We start from the raw sequence: 21,543 nt of genomic DNA, 5'->3' as shown, positions 1-21,543 counted from the left end.
ATTTCTAGGACCAATTTTTAATTACTGGAATTTAGGGACTTATGTCCCAAACTCTTCATTTAACATTAATTAGTCTTAGAACTTTCGGTACAACGTTACGAAGCCCAAGCTCAGCAAGGAAATCAAGCCCACGATTGCCGCAACTGGTGAGTGTTGTTCACCGGTTTGAGGTAACGCTGCGGCCGTTACGTGCTTGCCAGAAGCATCGTATTGCGGTTGATGCGTCGCACTATCACCAGCGGTGCCATTCGTCGTGGTTGTGCCAGCAGTTGTGTTGTGGTTTGGCATCGTCCCGTTTTCCGTCGTGCCAGGAACAGTGTCACCTTGACCAGCCGTTGCGCCGGTGTTCGGTGCCGTAGTACTTGGCGTTGATGTAGATGGTGCTGTCGTACCTGGTGTCATAGTTCCTGGTTCACTTGGCGTATTGCCATTGCCACCAGTAACCGTTTCACCAGGTGCCGTGGTTCCTGGTTCACTTGGCGTATTGCCATTGCCACCAGTAACCGTCTCACCAGGTGTTGTCGTACCTGGTTGTTCCGTACCAGGAGTCGTCGTGCCAGGTGTCGTGGTTCCAGGTTGTTCAGTCCCCGGAGTCGTCGTACCAGGTGTCGTAGTCCCAGGTTGTTCAGGCGTTACGATAACGCCACCGCCACCGTTGCCGCCACCAGGAATTAATTCACCAGGCGTTTCGGTACCTGGATTTTCAGTACCCGGCGTTTCGGTGCCTGGAGCTTCAGTACCTGGCGTTTCGGTACCAGGTTCTTCAGTACCTGGCGTTTCGGTACCAGGTTCTTCAGTCCCCGGCGTTTCAGTGCCTGGATTTTCAGTACCCGGCGTTTCAGTGCCTGGATTTTCAGTACCCGGCGTTTCGGTACCAGGTTCTTCAGTCCCCGGCGTTTCAGTGCCTGGATTTTCAGTACCTGGCGTTTCGGTACCAGGTTCTTCAGTCCCTGGCGTTTCAGTACCTGGATTTTCAGTACCTGGCGTTTCGGTACCAGGTTCTTCAGTCCCCGGCGTTTCAGTGCCTGGATTTTCATCGTTTTGGTTCTCGTCCCCAGGTTCTTCGGGATTATCGGTTGATGTTGTTCCACTAACATCAATGTTTAAATACCCCCGACGATAGAATGAATTCGTCGCAATCTTATTTAGGGTAATAACCCCGGTTTGTGAACCAGCAGTAATGCTAAACATCGCAAAGGGCTTAGTTCCACCCGATAAGTTAACCAACGGAACGGTTTCAGTTCGCGTTGCCTTAACGTTAGCCGGCATGTAAACCGTCATCGTATCGCCCTGATTAACTTCCGTGTATGATGGCATTCGCCACTTATAACTTACAACGTAAGATTGATCTTCCGGCAATTCAGCCGTGTGGGACATAATTTTCCCCCGACTATTTTTAATTGTCGCACTAGCGGCATCCAGACCGGTGGATGGCACTTCCTTAGCTTGACCGATAACAGGTGGACCCATAAAGAAGAAGGTTGCGAGCCCAACCATCATTAGCAAAGAGATTTTTAAAAATTTCCGCATGATGTAATTCCTCCAATCACTCTCTCCTAACACCCACAACGTAGCATGAATATATGTAAGAGGTTTAACTTCCCGTCTGTTTAGTTAAATCAACAACGTTTGCCGTAACACTGCTAACCCACCCACTGATTTGCGGGCAACGGCATTTCGTGAATTGTTTCAACAAGCCCTAATTTATCACATTGCTTAGCCGGTGATTTAAATCACGCAAGGACTGCCGCACCCCCAAATTATATTTGCGTTCGGCTTGATTTCTGGTTGATAGTCGTTTAAATCACCGATTTTTCTTTGATTTATCAATTAATTACACCTCATCAATTGCGGATTAAATCATCGTTTACACTGATGATTCGACGTTTAATTAATCGTTCTCAAGACCTGGCCGAGTGGATTGGCGTATACTGTTGGCAAGTTAGGAGTGACGTGCATGAGCGAGTTAAAACGCCTCGACGACCAATCACCGGCCGTTCAATACTTACAATCCAAAGATAAGCACCTGGGTAAAGCTATTCAGATGGTGGGTCCCTTAGAATACCGGATAGCCGCTAACGGCTACGGCTTTTTAGTCAGTCAGATCATTGGTCAGATGTTATCTAATAAAGTGGCGGCCGTTCTCACCCAGCGCTTATTGACCCACTGTCAGGGAGAAATCACCGCCGAAGCCATCGATCAACTCAGCGACGCCACCATCCGTAGTATTGGGGTGTCTCGCTCCAAGGTCACCTACATCCGTAACCTTACAACGGCCGTCACCAGTCAAACCATTGACTTTGACCGCTACGCGACCATGTCGGACACCGCCATAATTCAGGATTTAACCGCCATTAAAGGAATTGGCAACTGGTCGGCGAAGATGTATCTCATCTTCGCCCTCGATCGTCCCAACATCTTGCCTTACGAAGACGTGGCCTTCTTGCAAGGGTACGGGTGGGTCTACAAAACCACCGATTACACGGCCCGTACGGTTCAAAAAAAGTGTCAGAAATGGCGGCCCTATTCGTCGGTGGCAGCCCGCTATTTATACGTGGCCCTCGACCGTGGCCTGACCAAGGAACCGTTTCACCTGTTTAAATAGTCGTAAAAGGAAAGTGAACAGAAGGCGCTTAACAAGCGCTCCTTAACGACCTCCTGCGATGACCTCCCGGTTTGGTGACTTAGTTTCTCTAGTGCTTGGTATAAATGACTACTTCCCGACCTGACCCGTTTACGGTTAAGTGCTAAACCGATATAATTAAGGGTATCCTAAAGACTGGAAGTGATCCACGATGTTTCAACTTCTGACCGATTCCGAATGTGGTCTCTCGGCCGCAACCTTAAAAGCACACCACGTCGCGGTTATTCCGTTTCATTTTACGATCAACGGGCAAACCATCGCTAGTGATCTAGATGATAACCAACAGCTGGAAGACTTTTACGCCCAACTTAAACAGGGCGTTCAACCCACCACTGCCGCCATCAACGTTGGGGAATACGCCGAATTTTTTAAACCCTACGTTCAAGCCGGGACCCCCATTCTCTTTATGGGCCTATCCAGTGGCCTCAGTAGCTCGTTTCACAACGCCGAATTGGCTCGCGACCTATTACTCGAAGATTACCCTACCGCTAAGATTCAAGTAGTCGACACGCTAGCGGCCTGCGCGGGGGAAGGCCGGTTACTTTTAGAAGCCAGCCGGTTACGCGCCGCCGGCAACGACTTAGAAACGACGGTGGCTTGGTTGACGGCTAACCGCTTACGGGTCCAACAGTGGTTTACCGTGGATAATTTAAACTTTCTCTACCACGGGGGCCGGATCTCCCGTGCCAGCGCCACGGTAGGTACCCTCTTTCAAATCAAACCATTACTCGATGTTGATTCCCACGGGAAACTCCGCGTCGTCGATAAGATTCGTACCCGCCATCACGCCCTGGCCGCTTTAACGACCAAGATCCTCACGGCCTTACAGCAAGCGCCCCAGCAACCCGTGCTGATTGCCACCAGCGGCGATTGGCCCGCCGCCCAACAAATTCACGATGCCGTCCTCGCCAAAGTGCCCCACGCCAACTTGCAAATTGGGCCCATTGGTCCGACCATCGCCTGTCACACCGGGTTCGGTTGCGTTGCCGTTTTTGTCACCGGCCCCCAAAATCGCACTCACTAACTTCAATCTAAGAGCACAAAAATCCCACCGGAATTGGATTAACCCCAATCCCAGTGGGATTTTTAAACACAATTTTCTTTTACGGCCAAGCCACGGTCATCAACGCACACTCGTTTTGGGGGTGCTGCAGTTCATCCACTAAGGCCAACGCGAAGTCGGGATAGCTGATGGCCGCATCCCCCGCCCGATCATAGAGTAACACGTCACGACCAACTTGATACCGTCCCGTGGTCGGCGTCGTTGGTAAGTAAGCCATCGGGGGAGCCATATACGTCCAATTCAAATGCGCTGTGCTGGCCTGCAGGATCTCGCGAGCAGCCAAGTGTTGTCGACTGGTGTTGCGGGTCAACCGCGGCAGCGTTTCCGCCACGGTCTTGGTCCGATGGTCATTGGTGTAAAGCGTGGACCCTGCCCCCACCATGACCAACCGGACGCCCGTATCGGCCAAGATAGTCGTCAGGTGTTGGCTGACCCGGGGATAGTTGGCCTTCCGTGCTGACGTGTAGGCACACAGAATCGCATCAAAATCCTGTAGATCCGCCGTGGTGAGGTCAAAAACAGCCTTCTGAATGGTCCCCACTCCCGCTGGTACCCGGGGAAGTCGGTGGGCAATGACGGTGACGGTTAGACCGCGTTCTAAGGCTAAGTGTAAGACGGCGCGCCCGGTTTTCCCACTGGCGCCAATAATTGCTAGTTTCATAAAATTCGTGTCCTCCTTGGCTAAAACAGTCGTCCTTAGCCTTTACTTAGCATAGCCGCTCCGCTTCTGAAGTACAACCACCCCGCTAAAAATTATCCACTAACCCCTTGGCCAGATTTTTCGATTGCCCGGTCCAACCAGCAAAGCAGCCCCAAGCACACCGCTTTAAACGGGTAATTGATCAATTGCTAGCTGCATCGTCTGGTCAAACCGTTGGTCCAATTGCGCTGGGGTGCCCCGTAAGAAGCCCCCGAGCTCCTGCACGATAAAACCAAACAACGCCGAACGGTATAACGTGACTTCCGCCAAGCGGGTCTGCCCGTGGTCCTCTAAATGTAAACTCGCAAACATCCGCCGGTACAGGGTCACTAACGCCGCATGCGTCCGGGTCAAATCCGCCAGTTCGCTGGGATTCAATAACCGCATCGCCAATTGAGGTTGTTGCTGACACGTCCGTCGCATCTCGCGAGCAAACACCATCAGGGCCTGATTGCCCGCTAACCCAACCAATTGTTCCAATAACCGTTCCCCTAAACGTTGCACAAAGTCTAAGCCCACCTGGTCAACCAAGTCGTTTAGACTGGACACGTAGTTATAAATCGATTGGGGCCGAACATCTAAGGCGGTCGCCAGTTCCCGAATGGTCAGGTGATCGATTCCGTGTTCGGTAATTAGTTGGTTGGCCTGCACAAGTACCTTTTCACGGGTCAACGTCCGTCGTTTCACCATTTACTCGCCCTCCTGTCATTTTTTCTTAGTATACGCCGTCCTTGTTTTGAAATAAACTGATACAAACAGTTTATTTTCTGATTGGGACAGATTATAATGCAACATAGAATAAACGATGATGACTAAAGCGAGGTCTTGACGATGGAAGATATTCACGGACGACCCGTCCACCGGGTTTGGTTGATGATTACGTTAATGGCTGGGACGTTCTGTACCGCCCTGACCACTAACATGCTGGTCACCGCCTACCCGACGTTAATGAGCCGGTTCAACATTTCCAGTTCCACGGTTCAGTGGTTAACGACCGGTTTCTTACTGGTCATGGGGATCATGATTCCCATCAGTGCGTGGCTGATCAACAACTTCAGTCTCCGCCGCATCTACTTAGCCGCTTTGAGCTTCTTTCTGGTGGGGTTACTGATTAGTTATACCGCTAACAGCTTTGCCTTCATCTTAGCGGGACGACTCATTCAGGCGATTGGGGTCGGTATCACCTTCCCGACGATTCAAAACGTCTTATTAGTCAGCTTTCCCGCCGACAAACGGGGCACCATGATGGGCATCGGCGGGGTCGTGATTGGCCTGGCTCCCGCCTTAGGCCCGACCGTTTCCGGTTGGATCTTAGATAACGCGACTTGGCGGGATCTGTTCGGCATCATGATCATTCCGGTGGTGCTTGTGTTGGGCTTAACCCTGATCTTCGTGCGACCGGTCTTACCCTTAAAAAAGTCCAAAATCGACCAACTCGCCATTATTTTATCGACCATCGGGTTTGGCAGCCTGCTGTACGGATTCTCGGAAGTCGGTGAAAACGGCTGGGGGTCACCCAGTGTGCTGATTGGGATTCTAGTGGGACTAATCTTCATCGGCCTATTTGTCCGGCACGAATGGCCCCAGACCAACCCCTTCCTCAACGTCCGGCTGCTTACGATCCCGTCGTTTACCATCGCTTCACTCGTCACCGCCCTGTCCAACACCGCGATGATTGGGATTCAGGTCGTCCTCCCGATGTACTTGCAGCAAGTTCGGGGCCTGTCACCCTTACATTCCGGGTTAATGATCTTACCCGGGGCCTTGATCTTCGGGGTGGTCAGTCTAATTAGTGGTACCTTGTATGACCGCATGGGTGGGCGTCGTCTCGGAATGATTGGGGCGTTTCTGTTAACGTTGGGGACGTTACCGTTCGCGCTACTAACCCGTTCCACGCCCTATCTCTACATCATTTGTGAGTACACCGTTTTGATGATCGGGGTCGCCCTAGTCACCATGCCAATTACCGCCGCCAGTGCCGTCGACTTACGGGGCATCCAACTCAGTCACGGGACCGCCGTCAATAACACCTTACGGCAGGTCACCACGTCCATGGGGACCGCGATTTTGGGCAGTGTCTTGACTAACGTGATGACCACCCATTTACCCCGCCACGCACTGCTCGATAGCGCACCGCTGGTCTATCAAAGTCAGAGTTATCAGGCCGCCATGGACGGGTTTCACGCCGCCTTTCTGGTGGCGACGGCCTTTGGGGTCATTGACTTCATCTTCGCTTGTCTGGTTCGGGACCATCCCCGGGAGGTGACAGCATGATTTTAATTATCTTATTTATCGGGATTCTTCTGTTTATCGGGGGCTTTCTCCTCTTGCCGACCCGCCTCACCCGAATTTTGGGTGGTGGTCTGGGACTTCTGATTCTCTTAGGGGCCGCCGGACTAATGCTGGGAAACGACAACTATCATTGGGGGATGCGGCGGGCCACCACCGAACACACCAGTGCCATTACTTCGATTGCCCCCAACAAACAATTGAACGTTTTAGTCTACCAACCCTTAAAGGAGTCGAAAAACGAACGAGTTTACGTTTACCGGTCCACGGCTACCAACCGTCAGCAAACCACCACAGCGGACTTAAAAACCACTAATCGCGTGGTGATTGGGCAGACCACGACGGCCCAGCTGACGACTAAAACCACGAGTTGGCAGTACCGGTCTGGCTTCTGGCGCACCCTCTTCGCCCATACCGGTAAGCACCACGAAGCGATTCGACAACAAAATACCTTTGACCTGCCGCAAAATTGGGTCACGCTGAGTACCCGGCAAGCTAAATGGCTTGAAGCGGCTGCTAAGGAACAGGAAAAAGCCGCTAAGAAGGCCGAGCAACAGGCCGTCACTAAGATCGTTAAGCAGCAACTAGCCGCTATGACTAACCCAACGGCGGCTCAACGTCAGCAGGTCACCGCCAAAGCCCAAAAGGCCGTCACCCAAGAATTACAGAAACAAGCGCCGACGCGGGTCGCGCAACTGGTCAAACAGGCCAAACAACAACCCGTCGAATAGTCGCCGCCGGACAACGGGTGGCCCGGGCCGAAAAAGTGGCCCGTCATCTGGCCGCCCCTTACCACTGAATTTACAAAAAGCGTCACGGTTCGCCCCCTGAGGAGGACGACAACCGTGACGCTTTTACGTTCTATCAGTCGACTAAGTTTAACTTAAACGACCTAATTTTTGACCGAGTTGAGCACCTTAAACGACCGGGTACTGGTCAAGGCCACGCACTGTTCAACCCCCTTAGCGCTTGGCAAGGCCACGTTTAAGACGCCGGCGTCAAAGTAATAAGCCTTCTGCCGCTTGATGGGCGTCCCCGAAAGGCTGAGCTTCGTTCCCTTTTTCAGCGTCTTGACCCGGGCCCAGTTACGCGCTCCGCCCACTTTTTGCTGGTTCAACTGTGCGACCCGCTTCGCCGTGTAGAAGACCTTCCGCTGATTCAGTCCGTAGCTGTACAGGTACATCTTGACCGGCCGTTTAAGTTTAACAATGTAGGTTCGCTTGGGCGTCTTCTTGGCAAACGCCACTAACCCCGATGTCACCTTCGCGTGCGCCGTAACGGGCCGAATACTTCCCACACCAGCTAAGACCAACGTTGCGAGTACCGCAATCAAACTCATTTTTAACCATTTTTGCATCTAAGTAACGCCCCTTATAAGATCCTATTTTGAGATAATTAATTATAAATATAATAATTAACCCCAATAACATACTAGCGCTTTATTTCGGATTAAGAAAGGGTATTCTTCCTTCGATTCCCCACAAAAAACGGTCCGCCACCTCACCGGATGACGGACCATCTTCACTTCTAATCTAACTGGCGCTTACTCCAAATACTGCTTCGTAGCGGCCACAATATCTTGTAACCCCTTCTTGGCATCGGAGAAGAACATCTGCGTGTTATCCATGGAGAATAATGGGTTCTGCACGCCGGCATACCCGGTACTCATGGACCGTTTGATAACCACGACGGACTTCGACTTGTCGACGTCTAGAATCGGCATCCCGGAGATTTCGTTGCCACTTTCCCGCGCTAACGGGTTGGTAACGTCGTTGGCCCCAATGACCAGCGAAACGTCGGTGTTTTCAAACATTGGGTTGGCTTCATCCAGTTGCTTCATCTGTTCGTACGGCACGTTCACGTCGGCTAACAACACGTTCATGTGCCCCGGCATCCGCCCGGCAACCGGGTGAATGGCGTAGTCGACGTTGATGCCCTTATCCGTCAAGACCTTCGCCAATTCGGCCACTTCGTGTTGCGCTTGAGCGGCGGCTAACCCGTACCCAGGCACGATCATGACGTTGTGCGCGTAGGCTAATTGGAGCCCAATGTCGTCGGCAGAGGTTTCCTTGACGTCGACGGGCACGGCATCGGCGGCACTGCTGGTGTCGCTGTCGCCAGTCCCGAAGCCCCCGGCCAAGATATTGGCCACGGACCGGTTCATGGCGTCGGCCATTTGCAGCGTCAAGATGGTCCCGGCGGCCCCAACTAAGGCCCCGGCAATGATCAAGACTTGGTTATTGATAACAAACCCGGCAAAGGCCACGGCCAACCCAGTGAAGGCGTTCAACAGGGAAACCACGACCGGCATGTCGGCCCCACCAATTGGTAAGGTCATCAGTAACCCAAAGATCAAACTCATGGCTAAGGCTAAGATTACGTACCAAACGTTGGTCGTTGATGCCATCATGAACCAGGCCGAAACCAGAATGGCAATAACCACGATAATGTTGAGTAACCGTGCACCGGGGAAGGTAATCGGCTTACCCGGAACTTTTCCGGATAATTTACCCGTGGCAATCAAGGACCCGGAAAAGGTAATCCCCCCAATAACCACGTCTAGAAAGACGGGTAAGGAGAAGGCTAGGCTTAACGCGGCGCCATCACCCTTTAACAGGTAATCGAAGATCCCGATAACGGCGGCAGCCCCGCCCCCAACGGCGTTAAATAAACTAACCAATTGTGGCACGTCGGTCATCGGTACCTTGCGGGCTTTGACGACCCCGTAAAGAATCCCGAGTGCGAGGCCTAAAATTAAGACAATCCAACCGACACTGTCGATGGTGCCCTCCACGATGATCGTGACGATAATCGTGATCACGGCTAAAAACATCCCAACGGCAGATAACCCGTTCCCGTGCCGGGCGGTCTTTGGTGACCGCATCATATGTACCCCGAGAACGTAGCAGACGGCTGAAATCAGATAAATCAATGACGATACCGTTTGTAATGCACTCATTTGTGATCAGCCTCCTCTTGTTTAGCGGCCGGTTTGCGGTCAAACATCCCCAGCATCCGGTCGGTAACGGTGTACCCACCCGCGACGTTGACCGCCGCGAAGAAGGCGCCTAGAAAGGCTAAGATATAAAATGGCCAGCTGTTGGCTTCCGCTGCGATCACGAAGGCCCCCACGACAACGACCCCGTGGATGGCGTTGGCCCCAGACATCATGGGCGTTTGTAACGTTGCGGGAATCTTACTCATGACTTCAAACCCGACTAACAGACTAAGTACAAAAATAGCTAAATTCGTAAATAACTCTTCACTCATGACTAATCAGCTCCTTTAGTCTTGGATTCTTCGGAGGAGTCATCGGTGGCAGCCGGCTTAGCTTCATCGGCCGCATCCTCTGCCTTTTCGGGATGGCGATCCGGTAACTTCATCGCGGAACGCACCCGACTACTAATGATTTCACCTTGGTAGGTGGCCAATAGTTCGCCAACGACTTCATCGTCAACGTCAAAGACCAGTTCCCCGTCCTTAGTGACGTCGTTGATGACGGCCTGGACGTTTTTGGCAAACATGTCAGACGCCGAAGCGGGTAATTGACTGGCCATGTCGCCGGCCGCAATGATCTGGGCCCCGTTCGGTGTGACCACCGTATCGTCGGCCTTAGAACCAGCCACGTTACCACCCAAGTCACTGGCGGCTAAATCAATAAAGACGGTCCCCGGTTTAGCTTGGTCCACCGAATCCTGGGTGACCAGCAGTGGTGGACGACGACCAGGCACTTGCGCGGTCGTGATGATGACGTCGTTTTCCGCAATAAATCCAGCGAGTTCCTTCTGTTGCTGAGCGGTTTCTTCTGGCGTCAACGCCCGTGCGTAGCCCCCTTCACCGGTGGCCGAAACGGACGTCGTTAAGAACGTGGCCCCGAGAGATTCAACTTCGCCCCGTGATGCTGGCCGAATATCGTACCCTGAAACCATGGCCCCGAGCCGTTTCGTAGTCCCGATGGCCTGCAGACCCGCGACCCCGGTCCCTAAGACCAAGACCTTAGTAGGCTTTGCGGTCCCCGCAGCGGTGATCATCATTGGAAAGTAGCGGGTGAACTTATCCGCCGCCAGTAGGGCCGCCTTGTATCCTGCGACACTGGCTTGCGAACTTAAAACATCCATTGTTTGGGCCCGGGAAACCGTCCGCGGTAGGAGTTCAAACGCCATTGCGTTAACCTTTTTGGCCGCCAACTTTTTAACAAACTCTAAATCTGTAAGCGGTGCCAAAAGACCCAATAACGTTTGTCCCGCTTGTAAGTGATCCACGACATCGGCACCCGGTTGATCAATCGTCGCGATAATCGACGCTTTTTCGATTGCCGTGTTACGATCCACCACCTGGGCCCCAGCATCCGTGTAGGCGGAATCCTGATAAAAGGCATGTTGTCCAGCATCTTTTTCGATCAAAACCTGATACTCACTCTTGACCAACTTGCGGACAACATCCGGTGACAGGGCGACCCGGTTTTCACCCGGCGCCTCTTTCAAAGCCGAAATGGTAATTGCCATACCACACATCTCCTTTTAATAAATTCTTCACAATTCCACTATAAAGCAATTAATCACGCAAAACAATGGTTAGGCACCGGAATTATAGAAAATCGTTTTATAAAATTAGCCATCCCACGACGCTTGTGGCAAATCATGGGCGCTCCTTTCAAACGATTCCTTCGGGTACAACCGGGTAACCCTTGGTCCCGTTAAGGTCCGGACTAATGGGACGACAAACGGTTGCATCGTTTTTGGGACTATCGCAATTTGATTGTTGCCAAGTTAGTCAATTCTTAAAACTGGTTTAGTCTAAAAAGCAACTTTTTAAATTTTTTTCTTCCTTATGTAGGCAATCGAAAAAAACGGAACAATTGCACTAGGCAATCATTCCGTTACGTTTGCTAGACTAATTCGTTTAATTCTTCAGTTTACGGTAAAAACCGTAGCCACCCAGTCCGACTAGAACTACGAGGCCAAGTACAACGGCCCAGCCAGAACGCTGTTCATTGGTTTGCGGTAACGTCCCGTTAGCCGTGGTTCCCAGTGATCCGGTTGGTCCTTGAGTTGCCGCGCTTCCCGCACTAGGCGTTTCAATCGACCCAGTCGTTGGCGTGGAACTACCGCTACCAGTCCCCGATTCACTCGGGCTCGTAATCCCCGGAGTTGTTGGTGACGTCACACTACTGCCGTTACCCGCTTCGTTTGGATTAGTAGTTCCGGGAGTCGTTGGTGGCGTCATACCATTGCCACCTTCACCAGGATTGGTGGTTCCAGGAGTCGTTGGTGGCGTCACACCGCTGCCGCCTTCGCCAGGATTAGTGGTTCCAGGAGTCGTTGGTGGCGTCACACCGCTGCCGCCTTCGCCAGGATTGGTGGTTCCAGGGTTCGTTGGTGGCGTGACACCGTTGCCGCCATCTTCGTCAGGGGTGGTTGGTGGCGTAACCGTGCCGCCATCTTCGCCAGGATTAGTTGGTGGCGTGACACCGTTGCCGCCATCTTCACCAGGGTTGGTTGGTGGCGTAACCGTGCCGCCATCTTCACCAGGGTTGGTTGGTGGCGTAACACCGTTGCCGCCATCTTCACCAGGGTTGGTTGGTGGCGTAACCGTACCGCCATCTTCGCCAGGATTAGTTGGTGGCGTAACACCGTTGCCGCCATCTTCACCAGGGTTGGTTGGTGGCGTAACCGTACCGCCATCTTCGCCAGGATTGGTTGGTGGCGTTGTCGTTGACGTTGCTTGATCCGTTTCGTGTAATTGACCAACCGCCGTAGCCCCTTCCGTGATGGTGAACGGAATGGTTTCCGTATTTAGATCATAACCCGCTGGTGCCTTCGTTTCGACTAACGTATAGTCGCCCGGAACCAGCCGGTTTAATGTAATTTGGCCGGCCGCGTCCGTCACTAAGCCGGTTTGAATGGCCTTACCCGTGCTATCGCGCAATTCAAACTCCGCACCGGGTAAGATGACATCGTTAGTACCCGTCTTGGTCAAAACAACGCTACCGTAACCTTGACCAGAACCGGTTCCACTACCACCATAAGCAATATTAGCGGTGACCGAACTTCCATTTGACGATGCCGTGTTCGTCCAGGTCTGGCTACCACCCGTAAGGTTTGGCTTAGTTTGATAAGTCATATCGACGGCCGTCGTGACGTTCGCAAAGGTAAAGGTGATCTCTTGACCATTTTGTGAGACGGTCGGGGTCACCGTTCCCCCATTATTAACGAAGTTACCACTTGCATCGTAGGAACCGGTATTTGCCGTGACACTCCCCGGAATGAAGGTCTGATTGGGACCCAACGTATCCGTAATCGTCACGGTTCCGATATTTTGACTTCCCGCGTTAAAAGCAACGTTCCACGTCAATGCCGTGGGTGTCCCGTCCGGATTCTTACTGCCGACCCAACCAATCTTGTTGACTTTCCAATTATTATCGGTTGGCTTGGTATCCGTGGTGCCCTTAACGTAGAACTTCAACGTGCCCTTGCGGTTACGAGCGTTTTCGCCGGCTTCATTAAAGGTCAACGTCCCGGTCGTTTCACCGGCTTTAATGGTAAAGGACCCAATCACGGTTCCGTCTTCGGCGGTCAACGGAATCGTGGTATCATTCGCCGCAACCAAACCGTCAGGCAACGCAACTGAGGCCGATTGATGAGCCACCGTAGCGTCGTCCGGAACCGCCCAATTATAACTGACTTCGTAATTTTCCCATTTACTAAATTCGGAATTACTAGTTACCGTATTTCCGGCGGAATCCGTGACCGTTGCATCCCCAGCGGCCAAACCACTCACGGTAACGGCTGCGTGCGACGTCACGGGGATGGCCAACATTAATCCGGCGAGTAGCGCCACGATGCCGGCCACGATGGCATAACCCAACTTCCGCATAAAACATTCCTCCCTTGGTTCGATAAAATTTTCCTAATCGTTAAGGGACCCCATCTCTTCTCTACCAATCCGACTAACTGATTCCGACCACCTCCACTATAAGACGGCAGGAACGTTAAGCTAAACTAACCCCTTCCGCTCCTCCTAGTTTGAGTAGTCATGCCGCGCAACCAGATAGTTTAGTCGATAAAGTATTGTCATTTCAACCATCAACGTTCTCGGTTAATTACCCGTTTTGTTGAATTGTTCAACCATTTAACGACAGAATATGACAAACTAATGACAATTAACCCAAATTTGCCCCCAGTTCTTAATCTTGACGACACACGGTGGTAATACAGTCCCGGTAAACTCGGAGACGTTGAATTCGTGATCACACCATGCATCACGAAACTTACTCAGTTCGTTTATTAACCACCTATAGGAGGGTGTCCATTGACTAAATTAATCACGACTTTCTTGACCACTACCGTTGCCGCTGTTGGCTTGTTTCTGTTCGGCTCGATTAACGCCGACGCCGCTACGACTTACACGGTCAAAGCGGGCGACTCCGTTTGGGCCATCTCGCAAAAGTTCAACACGTCAATGGCCACCCTCGAAAAAGCCAACCACATTCAACATCACGCCATCGTGGCTGGCCAAAAGCTAACGTTAAGCACCACACCTAAATCAACGACAACCACCAAAGCAACGACCACCCAGGCCGCCACTAAAACTACAACGACCTACACCGGTGCGAATTTGAAGAGTTACGTTTTAGACCAGATGGAATCTCGGACCGGGGTGGCCGCCGCCACCTGGAACACCATTATTCAACGGGAATCCAACTGGCAGCCTAACGTCCGTAACACATCCAGTGGCGCTTACGGTCTTTTCCAAAATATGCACATCTCAAGTGGTTCCGTCGAAGATCAAGTTGACGCTGCCGTTAGTCTGTACCAAGCTCAAGGATTAGCCGCTTGGTCCCTTTAATTTGTATTAACCAAGAGTTCGGGCTAAACGTCCCGAACTTTTTTAGTTTCCGCGTTCCTGACGTTGCCCGCTGACCAAGGTCCGCTTCTCGCTCTTCACAAGTCGATTAGTGGCTAAATGACCGCACCCCCACGGTGTTACTTTGTAATATAACGATTTAAGTTGGATAGTAAACTAACGTTAATCCCCGCCACACCAGCGTTTAGTGGGATTAATTCTGACCCTTAATTTTCCGTAAAATTAACCAAATGGACCGTTTTCTAGTGGTTATACCTTAGGAATTGTGATATCGGCTTAATACCGTAGTAACTCCCTGTTAATCAAACTGCAACATTCATCAGTTAAGCTACTAGTAATGAACAACAGATATGGGAGTTATTAAAAATATGCCAAAACTTAAAACAAAATTTGCAGCATTCTTATTACTATTCAGCTTTTCCTTTGGAATGGCGACGGACGTCACTGCTAACTTGGGAACGCAAACCACGGTAACTGCCCAAGCTGCGACGAAATTAACCGCTAAACAAAAGAAACAAATTACCGCTATTAACGCCTCACTTTCTAAGAAACAAAAGGCCGCCAAGAACTGGATTGCCTATCACGAATCCCGGTACAGCTATACCGCGCGTAACGGGAACTGTTACGGTCGTTACCAACTCTTGAAGGCTTACCTGCACGGCAATTACTCCGCCGTTAACCAGGAAAAGACCGCTAACCAATACGTGGCTGGTCGTTACGGTACCTGGACCAAGGCCAAGAAATTCTGGCAAAGTCATCACTGGTACTAAACTCGAAACCATTACCCCTAGCACCGTGGATCGTTATCCACGGTGCTTTTTTGTCTAATAATTCAAAACGACGAGTTCTTCCGCTTGGAAGGACTCGTCGTTAGATTTAATGCGTTACACGGCCCAAATTCGACCAAGTTCGTAATCCCCGTTAGCGTGCTGATAGACGCTTACCTGCAGTCCTTGGGGTTTGTTTTGGAATAGAAACACGTCTTGTTTTGCCGAGGTAGCAAATAACCGCCACGCGGCTGCGTTCCGGCCTAAGAGCACTAACTGTTCGTGAGTCCACGTTTCCAGTGATTTGATGTTCTGTAATTGATTAATGATCTTCGCAACTCCCTTTTCTATCGCCGGCATTAAGTAAACTTTAATGTGCAATTTAATTGCATATCATATTATTACATTAATCATTATACCTAATCAAATCAGTAATTCAATCCCTAAACTACTAACTATCACTAATTTACATAATGAAAGCATTTCCACTGGCGCTAACTCCACTAAAGCAAAACGACCTAGGCGGCGTTCGGGCCCCCCAGGTCGTTTGTAATTGGCTAATAAAATTGACTCATCGATAGTCTCACTTTAAATCACGTCCGGGTCGTGCGTATCCCGGTACTTGCGTTTCAAATAAAAGTACAGCGGCATTCCCAACGCAATGACGACCATCGACGCCGCCGCTCCGGTAAAGTCGGAGAACAGTTCGCTAATTACCACAAACCCGGTCCCCACAATGGCGAAGATGGGCACCACGGGATAGCCCGGTGTGTGGAAGCCCCGGGGCTGGCCGCCGTGTCGCCGGCGTAAGATAAAGACCCCAACGAACGCAGCGATGTAGAAACTATACATCACAAAGATACACAGTTCCGATAAGCGGTCCGTGTCAATGGTCAGAATCATCGCCGCCGTCAATCCCAGTAGCGTTAACGTTGCCACTACCGGTGTGTGGGTTTTGGCGTTTAGCCGGCCCAAATGCTTTGCGAACGGCAGTTGGTGCTTAGCGGCCATCGCATAATAAATCCGCGGAAAACTCATGATTTTACCGTTCAGCGCCCCAATAATCGAAATCATAATTCCAATGTTAATCAGTCGACCGCCCCAGACACCAAACGCGCTGGTAGCAAAGTAGGCCGTGGCGTTTTCCCCTAACGCGTTGATGCGCGTGGCACTCATGGACCGAAAGATGCCGTAAGTGACGCCCAGGTACAGAACGATAATGATGCTGATTCCCAAAATAATCGCCAGGGGCAACAGCTTCTCGGGATGCTTAATCTCCCCACCCAGATTGGTGATCAGAATCCACCCATCGTAGGCAAAGATGGTGCCCAAGACGGCGACCCCGAAGTTGCCCATGCTTTGATGCACGCTGGTAATCGTTTCCCCCAGGGCGCTTTCGTGACCGAAAAACAACCCAAAGCCAATGATGACCACGATGGGAACCAGTTTACAAATCGTGGTCACGATGGCAAAGGTCGCCCCGTATCGATTCTCTAACATGTTCAGGACCGCAATCAAGACGATCGTGACAATCGCAATCGGCGCCTTCCAGAAGGAACTCACGCCAAAGAAGTTGACCATCAGTAACCCCAAATAACCGGCAATCGAGCCCACAATTGACGGCGCGTACACGATAACCTGCATCCACCCAGACATGAACCCCCAAAACTCACCGTAAATGTGGGTCATGTACTGGTATAGGCCCCCGGTATGGGGAATCTGCGCCCCAATTTCGGACAGGGTCAACCCGTCTGCTAAGGTGATCAAGCCCCCTAAAAGCCAGGCTAATAACGCCAAGTTGGTCGACCCCGTCATTTGTAGCACGGACGCCTGTTTAAAGAAGATTCCGGACCCAATCACGGTCCCAATCACTAACGAGAGTGCCGACCATAACCCCAGTGACCGGTTCAACCCAACCGTTGATGTTTCTTTCACGATTTCCCCATCTCTTTCTCTCAAAGCTCCGCGCCGGTTGCCGCCAGCACGGTGTGTTAGTTCATAGTATACTGGTCTGGTCCACTCGGTGCAATCAGAACCGACTGGAACGGTCAGCCCAACGCAAAACCTGCGTTGGACCAAATTGAGCCCCCACGACTCACGGAAAATCGCTATAATAGTAGTTTGTAGTAACTTTTTTTCGCTAACTCAACTGAAAGGATAATTTCGATGACGAATAAACGGATTTCACGATCCTTAATCGTGATGGTCTTCGGGACCTTCTTCGGCATCCTGTGTTCCACGCTGATGAACGTTGGGCTGCCTCAACTGATGAAGGCCTTCCAGATCAATGAGGCCCAGGTCCAGTGGGTCACCAACGGCTACATGCTGGTCAACGCCTTGATGATTCCCGTGAGCGCCTACTTAATTAAACGTTTCTTGTTCCGCTATCTTTACATAACGGCCACCGTGATTTTTCTGATTGGGACCCTGCTAGGTGCCGTCTGTGACCAGTTTATCCTGGTGATTGTCGCCCGGATGATTCAGGCGGTCGGTGCCGGCATGATGATGCCGCTGGTCAACGTCTTAGCCATTCGCTACGCCAAACCCGAAAAGAAGGGTGCCATCATGGGCATCATTGGCTTAGCCTTTAACTTCTCCCCCATTATCGGGCCTACCGTGTCCGGAATTATTCTGGACTACTTATCGTGGCGTTGGTTATTCATTGTCATCATTCCTTTTATCGTAATCACCCTGATTGCTTCATTAATCATCCTGCCTAAAATTCCCCACAACGAATCGCCGCACTTTGATTTGCGGGGATTGGTCATTATCAGTATTGGCCTCTGGGCGGTCCTGATGGGGCTCTCCAACATCTCAACGGCTAGCTTCTTGTCTTGGCAGGTCGGTGGTTTGGTCTTGATTGGTCTGGTGTTCATGGTGGCCTTCTACCGCTCTCAGCTCCACCGCGAAGATCCGCTAATTAACCTGCACGTCTTTAATCACCAGCAGTTCGTGGTTGCCACCGTGGTCAACATGCTGATCATCGCGACCATGTACGGCAACACGATCTTACTCCCCTTGTTAGTCCAAACCATCCAACACCGTTCGGCCCTGGTTTCCGGGTTGGTAATTCTGCCCGGGGCGCTGTTGACCGGGACCCTTTCCCGGTTAAGTGGTCGCCTGTACGACCGTATTTCGGTTAAGAAACTCGTCTTCGCCGGGCTTACCATCGACTGTGCCGGGACTTTGATGCAGGCGTTCGTCGGTACCGAAAGCTCCGCGTGGGTCCTGGCCATTTTCCAGGCCGTGCGGCAACTCGGGCTGGTCACCATGCTGATTCCGCTACAGACCCACGCACTAGGCTTGTTGCCTTATGACATGGTGCCGGACGGCGTGGCCACGTTCAACACGATTCGTCAGGTGGCGGCCTCCTTTGGGACGGCCATCATCATCGCCGTGGTGGCCGTGGTCAACAGCCGCGTTCACGGTGACGGCCGTTACGGGATTGAGGCCGGCTTCCTGGTTTGCTTGTTACTGCTGGTCGCCTCACTGATTGTGGCCCGGCGCTTACATCGGCAACCGGATCTGGCGAAACACGTTGGTTAACCTAAATCTAAACACCCTCAAAGTTGGCCTATTTTCCAGCTTTGAGGGTATTTTTAACTTAGTCGTAAAAATTTTAGGCTGATATTTTTAGCCTCAGAATCTAGCGATAGAATCCCACGGCATCCAGCATATATACGCCAGCCATCACGGTCACAACGACGCGATGATCACCGGTTGGCAACCCCAGCATCACCGTATTTTCCACCTTATCCGCCGCCACTTGGGGAATAAAATTGGGACTTACCACCTTGCCATCCACCTCGAATTTCAGGTGACTAGTCTGCGTTTGCCGACCGTAAAGAGCAAACCCGGTCCCCGCAAACGAAAAGGCAAATTGGGTGTTGGTCCCGGCCCGCCCGGTCGAGAGGGTTCGGTTCCAGATAGTGTTACCAAGACCGCACTCATGCTGCCAGCCGCCCTGGTACGTGAGTCGTTCGTCTAGATCGTCAATCCGTTGATACTGGATACCATCAGCATGATTGGTTTTTCGAACGACAATCTTGGTGATCACCGTGTGATAGTACCCGGTTCCCAATTTCACCCGGCCACTATAGTGGGGATTCTCCGTATCGATATAGGTGAAGACCACCTGCCGATCAACTTGGGCAGTTAACTGGTTGCCACTGATGCCAAAGCTCAGCCGATGACTCTTGGCGACATCCAATCCATCAACGTAGCTTAACGCCACAACCTGGTCATTTTTGATTAGCTGACAGCTCCCATCCACCGCAAGTTTAAAGACGTACGGCGCACTTTCCAAGCGTCCCTTCACGTCGGTTACCTGGTACAATCCGATGCCAAAATAATTACCAGTCGGGGAATTTTGCTGTAAGCGATCATCAAATTGCATCGTTATCTCGACCGTGTAGTTTCGCCACCGGTCATCTCCGAAGGTCAAATTTGGCGCATACGAGTACTCCCAGTCTAGGGCCCGCTCCTGTTCGGTAATCTCCTGACGCAACACACCGCGCCCTTTTTGCACCTGGACTTCAAACGCCCCGCCCTGGTCCGTGGTGTACCGCGGCGTACCACCCCGATTAGCCTGATACCGGTCGGCATAAGCAAAGCTATCTTGATAAAAAACGTTCTGGTTAAGATTTAAGAGGTCATTTGTCCGTGGCGCCAACTGACGCGTGTAGCGAACTTCTAAGTCATCCACCAAGTCCAAAGTTGTGGCGGTCACGATAGCATAAGCTGGTACCGTGATTTCAATTTGTCCGTTGACCACCTTACGTTGACCCAGATACTGTTTAAGATTTTCATCATATGCTGCGTAGTCTTGCTCGGGACCCCGACTTTCCCAAATGTTCACCGGTTGGCTGATGGCCGCTAAATGCCGTAACGTCACGGTATAGCGTCGCGGCGTGGCACTATCGTTAACCATGATTAGCGAATAATGACGTTTATCCGGTGCGACTAAGGTCAGGTAACTAGGCGCATCCGTGTGGGTATCCAGATTTTCCGTTCCCCCAACACCGCTATCACAGGCACTTGGGAGGTAACGCCAGGCACCATCTTCAGCCCATCCCGCCCGCGCGAAGTCGGTGAAATGCCGCATGATTTGTAAGCCCACGTTATCCACCTCAAAATAGCCCGACCAAGGATGATTGGCCGTAATCAATTCCTTGTGACTGTAGTTAACTCCCGGATAATAGGCCGCAACTGCGGGTTGAAAAATGTAGAGACTTCGTCGCGAACGGACGTAACTTTTAATCAGCCGGTTGGCAACGTCAAGCCCACTCTGTTTTCCCCCAATTCCCTCACCCGAGGTAGCACGGACTCGATATTTACCACTCGTCATGGGCGCGATTCCTTCACTATACCAGACCTCACGATGGTGTTGATCCGCTAGTTGCGTATAGGCTTGTGCCGGGCTATCGTCCGTATTGTAGTGATACCCCACCGCGGCCACCTGGTTTAACAAGTCCAAGTCGCTCAACATGGCATCCCCAAAATCGGTCTCATAGTTCTGATCCGCTGCAATGATCTTTATTTGATGATACTGCTCAATTGGAAAATCCGTCGAAAACTCTTGGTCCGTGTGTAGTCGATTTGCGAACCATTTGATCCACCGATACATCGGGTGTTTAGTCTCATTTCGGTCCGGATCGACGTAGTCAAACAAATAGCCAAACTGATTGTAAGCCGCTACAATTGTTTGTTTATAGAATTGATACATCGGTTCATAGGCCGTTTCCGGAACGTTATGATCCGGGTCAATACTCTTAACGGCCACCCACAATGGCCGCAAGTATCCCGGTTCACCCCAACGCAGTAAACAGGTTTTGAGTCGCGGGTTCAAGCGCTTAGCATCGGCAATCAGCTGATAGCCCGCTCCCCGCATAACGTTAGCGGGTTCTTCAGCGGAGCGTTTTGGCGCCGGTTCCGTCCCCGATGAAGTATTCGCGTCGTCACCAAGCTCCACCTTTAGTAACGACATGAGGGGGTGCCGTCCCCCAAATAGAATTTGTAAAATCTGTTGGTAACTGGCGGGTTGTTCCCACTTATAATCTAAAAGTAATCGCGACGAGTTGTTACAGCTCAGATAGCCAAACCCTTTGAAGGTATTCGCATCCTGAGCCGTTGTTTCCAATAAATCACCATCAATCGTCAACTGTGTTCTAGCAACCATGATTCATCTACTCCCATCTTAGTAAACCAAATTGAT

The 21,543-nt window shown here is 51.4% G+C and carries 18 protein-coding genes; 7 read left to right on the top strand and 11 right to left on the bottom strand.

Going from position 1 to position 21,543, the window contains the following annotated elements; genetic code table 11:
- Positions 1–75 precede the first annotated feature (75 nt).
- Positions 76–1,530: an LPXTG cell wall anchor domain-containing protein gene (locus FD25_RS13900; RefSeq protein ID WP_083484117.1), complete on the bottom strand. Its 1,455-nt coding sequence runs from the start codon at positions 1,528–1,530 to the stop codon at positions 76–78.
- Between the two features lie 427 nt (positions 1,531–1,957).
- Between FD25_RS13900 and FD25_RS07500 the strand changes: the two genes are divergently transcribed.
- Both FD25_RS07500 and FD25_RS07495 read left to right on the top strand, forming a co-directional pair.
- A complete protein-coding gene (locus FD25_RS07500) occupies positions 1,958–2,605 on the top strand; it encodes a DNA-3-methyladenine glycosylase family protein (RefSeq protein ID WP_057803030.1) in 648 nt (215 codons plus the stop codon).
- A gap of 190 nt (positions 2,606–2,795) precedes the next feature.
- Positions 2,796–3,668, top strand: coding sequence for a DegV family protein (locus tag FD25_RS07495; protein ID WP_057803029.1), 873 nt, complete (start codon positions 2,796–2,798; stop codon positions 3,666–3,668).
- Positions 3,669–3,747: 79 nt separating this feature from the next.
- On the opposite strand, the gene FD25_RS07490 is transcribed toward FD25_RS07495, so the two are convergent.
- Positions 3,748–4,368, bottom strand: a complete 621-nt coding sequence (locus FD25_RS07490; protein ID WP_057803028.1) for an NAD(P)-dependent oxidoreductase — start codon at positions 4,366–4,368, stop codon at positions 3,748–3,750.
- A 165-nt stretch (positions 4,369–4,533) separates the two neighbouring features.
- On the bottom strand, positions 4,534–5,097 hold the full coding sequence (locus FD25_RS07485) for a TetR/AcrR family transcriptional regulator (RefSeq protein WP_057803027.1): 564 nt from the start codon (positions 5,095–5,097) through the stop codon (positions 4,534–4,536).
- Positions 5,098–5,238: 141 nt separating this feature from the next.
- On the opposite strand from FD25_RS07485, the gene FD25_RS07480 reads away from it, so the two are divergent.
- Together FD25_RS07480 and FD25_RS07475 are read left to right on the top strand one after the other, a co-directional pair.
- On the top strand, positions 5,239–6,681 hold the full coding sequence (locus FD25_RS07480; RefSeq protein WP_057803026.1) for an MDR family MFS transporter: 1,443 nt from the start codon (positions 5,239–5,241) through the stop codon (positions 6,679–6,681).
- A complete protein-coding gene (locus FD25_RS07475; RefSeq protein WP_057803025.1) occupies positions 6,678–7,427 on the top strand; it encodes a DUF4811 domain-containing protein in 750 nt (249 codons plus the stop codon). The genes FD25_RS07480 and FD25_RS07475 overlap by 4 nt, the downstream gene beginning before the upstream one ends.
- A gap of 161 nt (positions 7,428–7,588) precedes the next feature.
- Here the strand turns inward: FD25_RS07475 and FD25_RS07470 are convergent, their stop codons facing one another.
- The 5 genes from FD25_RS07470 to FD25_RS07450 all read right to left on the bottom strand — a co-directional run bounded on the left by FD25_RS07470 (position 7,589) and on the right by FD25_RS07450 (position 13,572).
- Entirely contained in the window at positions 7,589–8,053 is a 465-nt protein-coding gene (locus FD25_RS07470) for a hypothetical protein (RefSeq protein WP_057803024.1), read from the bottom strand.
- A gap of 186 nt (positions 8,054–8,239) precedes the next feature.
- On the bottom strand, positions 8,240–9,655 hold the full coding sequence (locus tag FD25_RS07465) for an NAD(P)(+) transhydrogenase (Re/Si-specific) subunit beta (protein WP_057803023.1): 1,416 nt from the start codon (positions 9,653–9,655) through the stop codon (positions 8,240–8,242).
- Positions 9,652–9,966, bottom strand: a complete 315-nt coding sequence (locus FD25_RS07460) for an NAD(P) transhydrogenase subunit alpha part 2 (RefSeq protein WP_057803022.1) — start codon at positions 9,964–9,966, stop codon at positions 9,652–9,654. The genes FD25_RS07465 and FD25_RS07460 overlap by 4 nt, the downstream gene beginning before the upstream one ends.
- A 2-nt stretch (positions 9,967–9,968) precedes the next feature.
- Entirely contained in the window at positions 9,969–11,201 is a 1,233-nt protein-coding gene (locus FD25_RS07455; RefSeq protein WP_057803021.1) for an NAD(P) transhydrogenase subunit alpha, read from the bottom strand.
- 397 nt (positions 11,202–11,598) lie between these two features.
- The gene (locus FD25_RS07450; protein ID WP_057803020.1) at positions 11,599–13,572 is read right to left on the bottom strand and encodes a SpaA isopeptide-forming pilin-related protein; all 1,974 of its coding nucleotides are present in this window, start codon (positions 13,570–13,572) and stop codon (positions 11,599–11,601) included.
- 435 nt (positions 13,573–14,007) lie between these two features.
- Here FD25_RS07450 and FD25_RS07445 point away from each other — a divergent pair, with 435 nt between their 5' ends.
- Both FD25_RS07445 and FD25_RS07440 read left to right on the top strand, forming a co-directional pair.
- Positions 14,008–14,544 carry a LysM peptidoglycan-binding domain-containing protein gene (locus tag FD25_RS07445; RefSeq protein ID WP_057803019.1) on the top strand — a complete coding sequence of 179 codons (537 nt, stop codon included), beginning with the start codon at positions 14,008–14,010 and terminating at the stop codon, positions 14,542–14,544.
- A gap of 386 nt (positions 14,545–14,930) precedes the next feature.
- Complete coding sequence (locus tag FD25_RS07440) at positions 14,931–15,332, top strand: aggregation-promoting factor C-terminal-like domain-containing protein (RefSeq protein WP_057803018.1); 402 nt, start codon at positions 14,931–14,933, stop codon at positions 15,330–15,332.
- Positions 15,333–15,446: 114 nt separating this feature from the next.
- On the opposite strand, the gene FD25_RS07435 is transcribed toward FD25_RS07440, so the two are convergent.
- Together FD25_RS07435 and FD25_RS07430 are read right to left on the bottom strand one after the other, a co-directional pair.
- Entirely contained in the window at positions 15,447–15,689 is a 243-nt protein-coding gene (locus FD25_RS07435) for a hypothetical protein (RefSeq protein WP_057803017.1), read from the bottom strand.
- A 228-nt stretch (positions 15,690–15,917) separates the two neighbouring features.
- Positions 15,918–17,264 carry an APC family permease gene (locus FD25_RS07430; protein ID WP_057803016.1) on the bottom strand — a complete coding sequence of 449 codons (1,347 nt, stop codon included), beginning with the start codon at positions 17,262–17,264 and terminating at the stop codon, positions 15,918–15,920.
- 231 nt (positions 17,265–17,495) lie between these two features.
- On the opposite strand from FD25_RS07430, the gene FD25_RS07425 reads away from it, so the two are divergent.
- Positions 17,496–18,875, top strand: coding sequence for a DHA2 family efflux MFS transporter permease subunit (locus tag FD25_RS07425; RefSeq protein ID WP_057803015.1), 1,380 nt, complete (start codon positions 17,496–17,498; stop codon positions 18,873–18,875).
- 100 nt (positions 18,876–18,975) lie between these two features.
- On the opposite strand, the gene FD25_RS07420 is transcribed toward FD25_RS07425, so the two are convergent.
- Complete coding sequence (locus FD25_RS07420; RefSeq protein WP_057803014.1) at positions 18,976–21,507, bottom strand: glycoside hydrolase family 30 protein; 2,532 nt, start codon at positions 21,505–21,507, stop codon at positions 18,976–18,978.
- Between the last annotated feature and the right edge of the window lie 36 nt (positions 21,508–21,543).

Origin of the sequence: Levilactobacillus acidifarinae DSM 19394 = JCM 15949 (assembly GCF_001434835.1) — a bacterium.
Classification (GTDB): Bacteria; Bacillota; Bacilli; order Lactobacillales; family Lactobacillaceae; genus Levilactobacillus; species Levilactobacillus acidifarinae.
The sequence above is the reverse complement of the archived record's forward strand: the minus strand, read 5'-3'. Positions and strand labels throughout refer to the sequence as shown.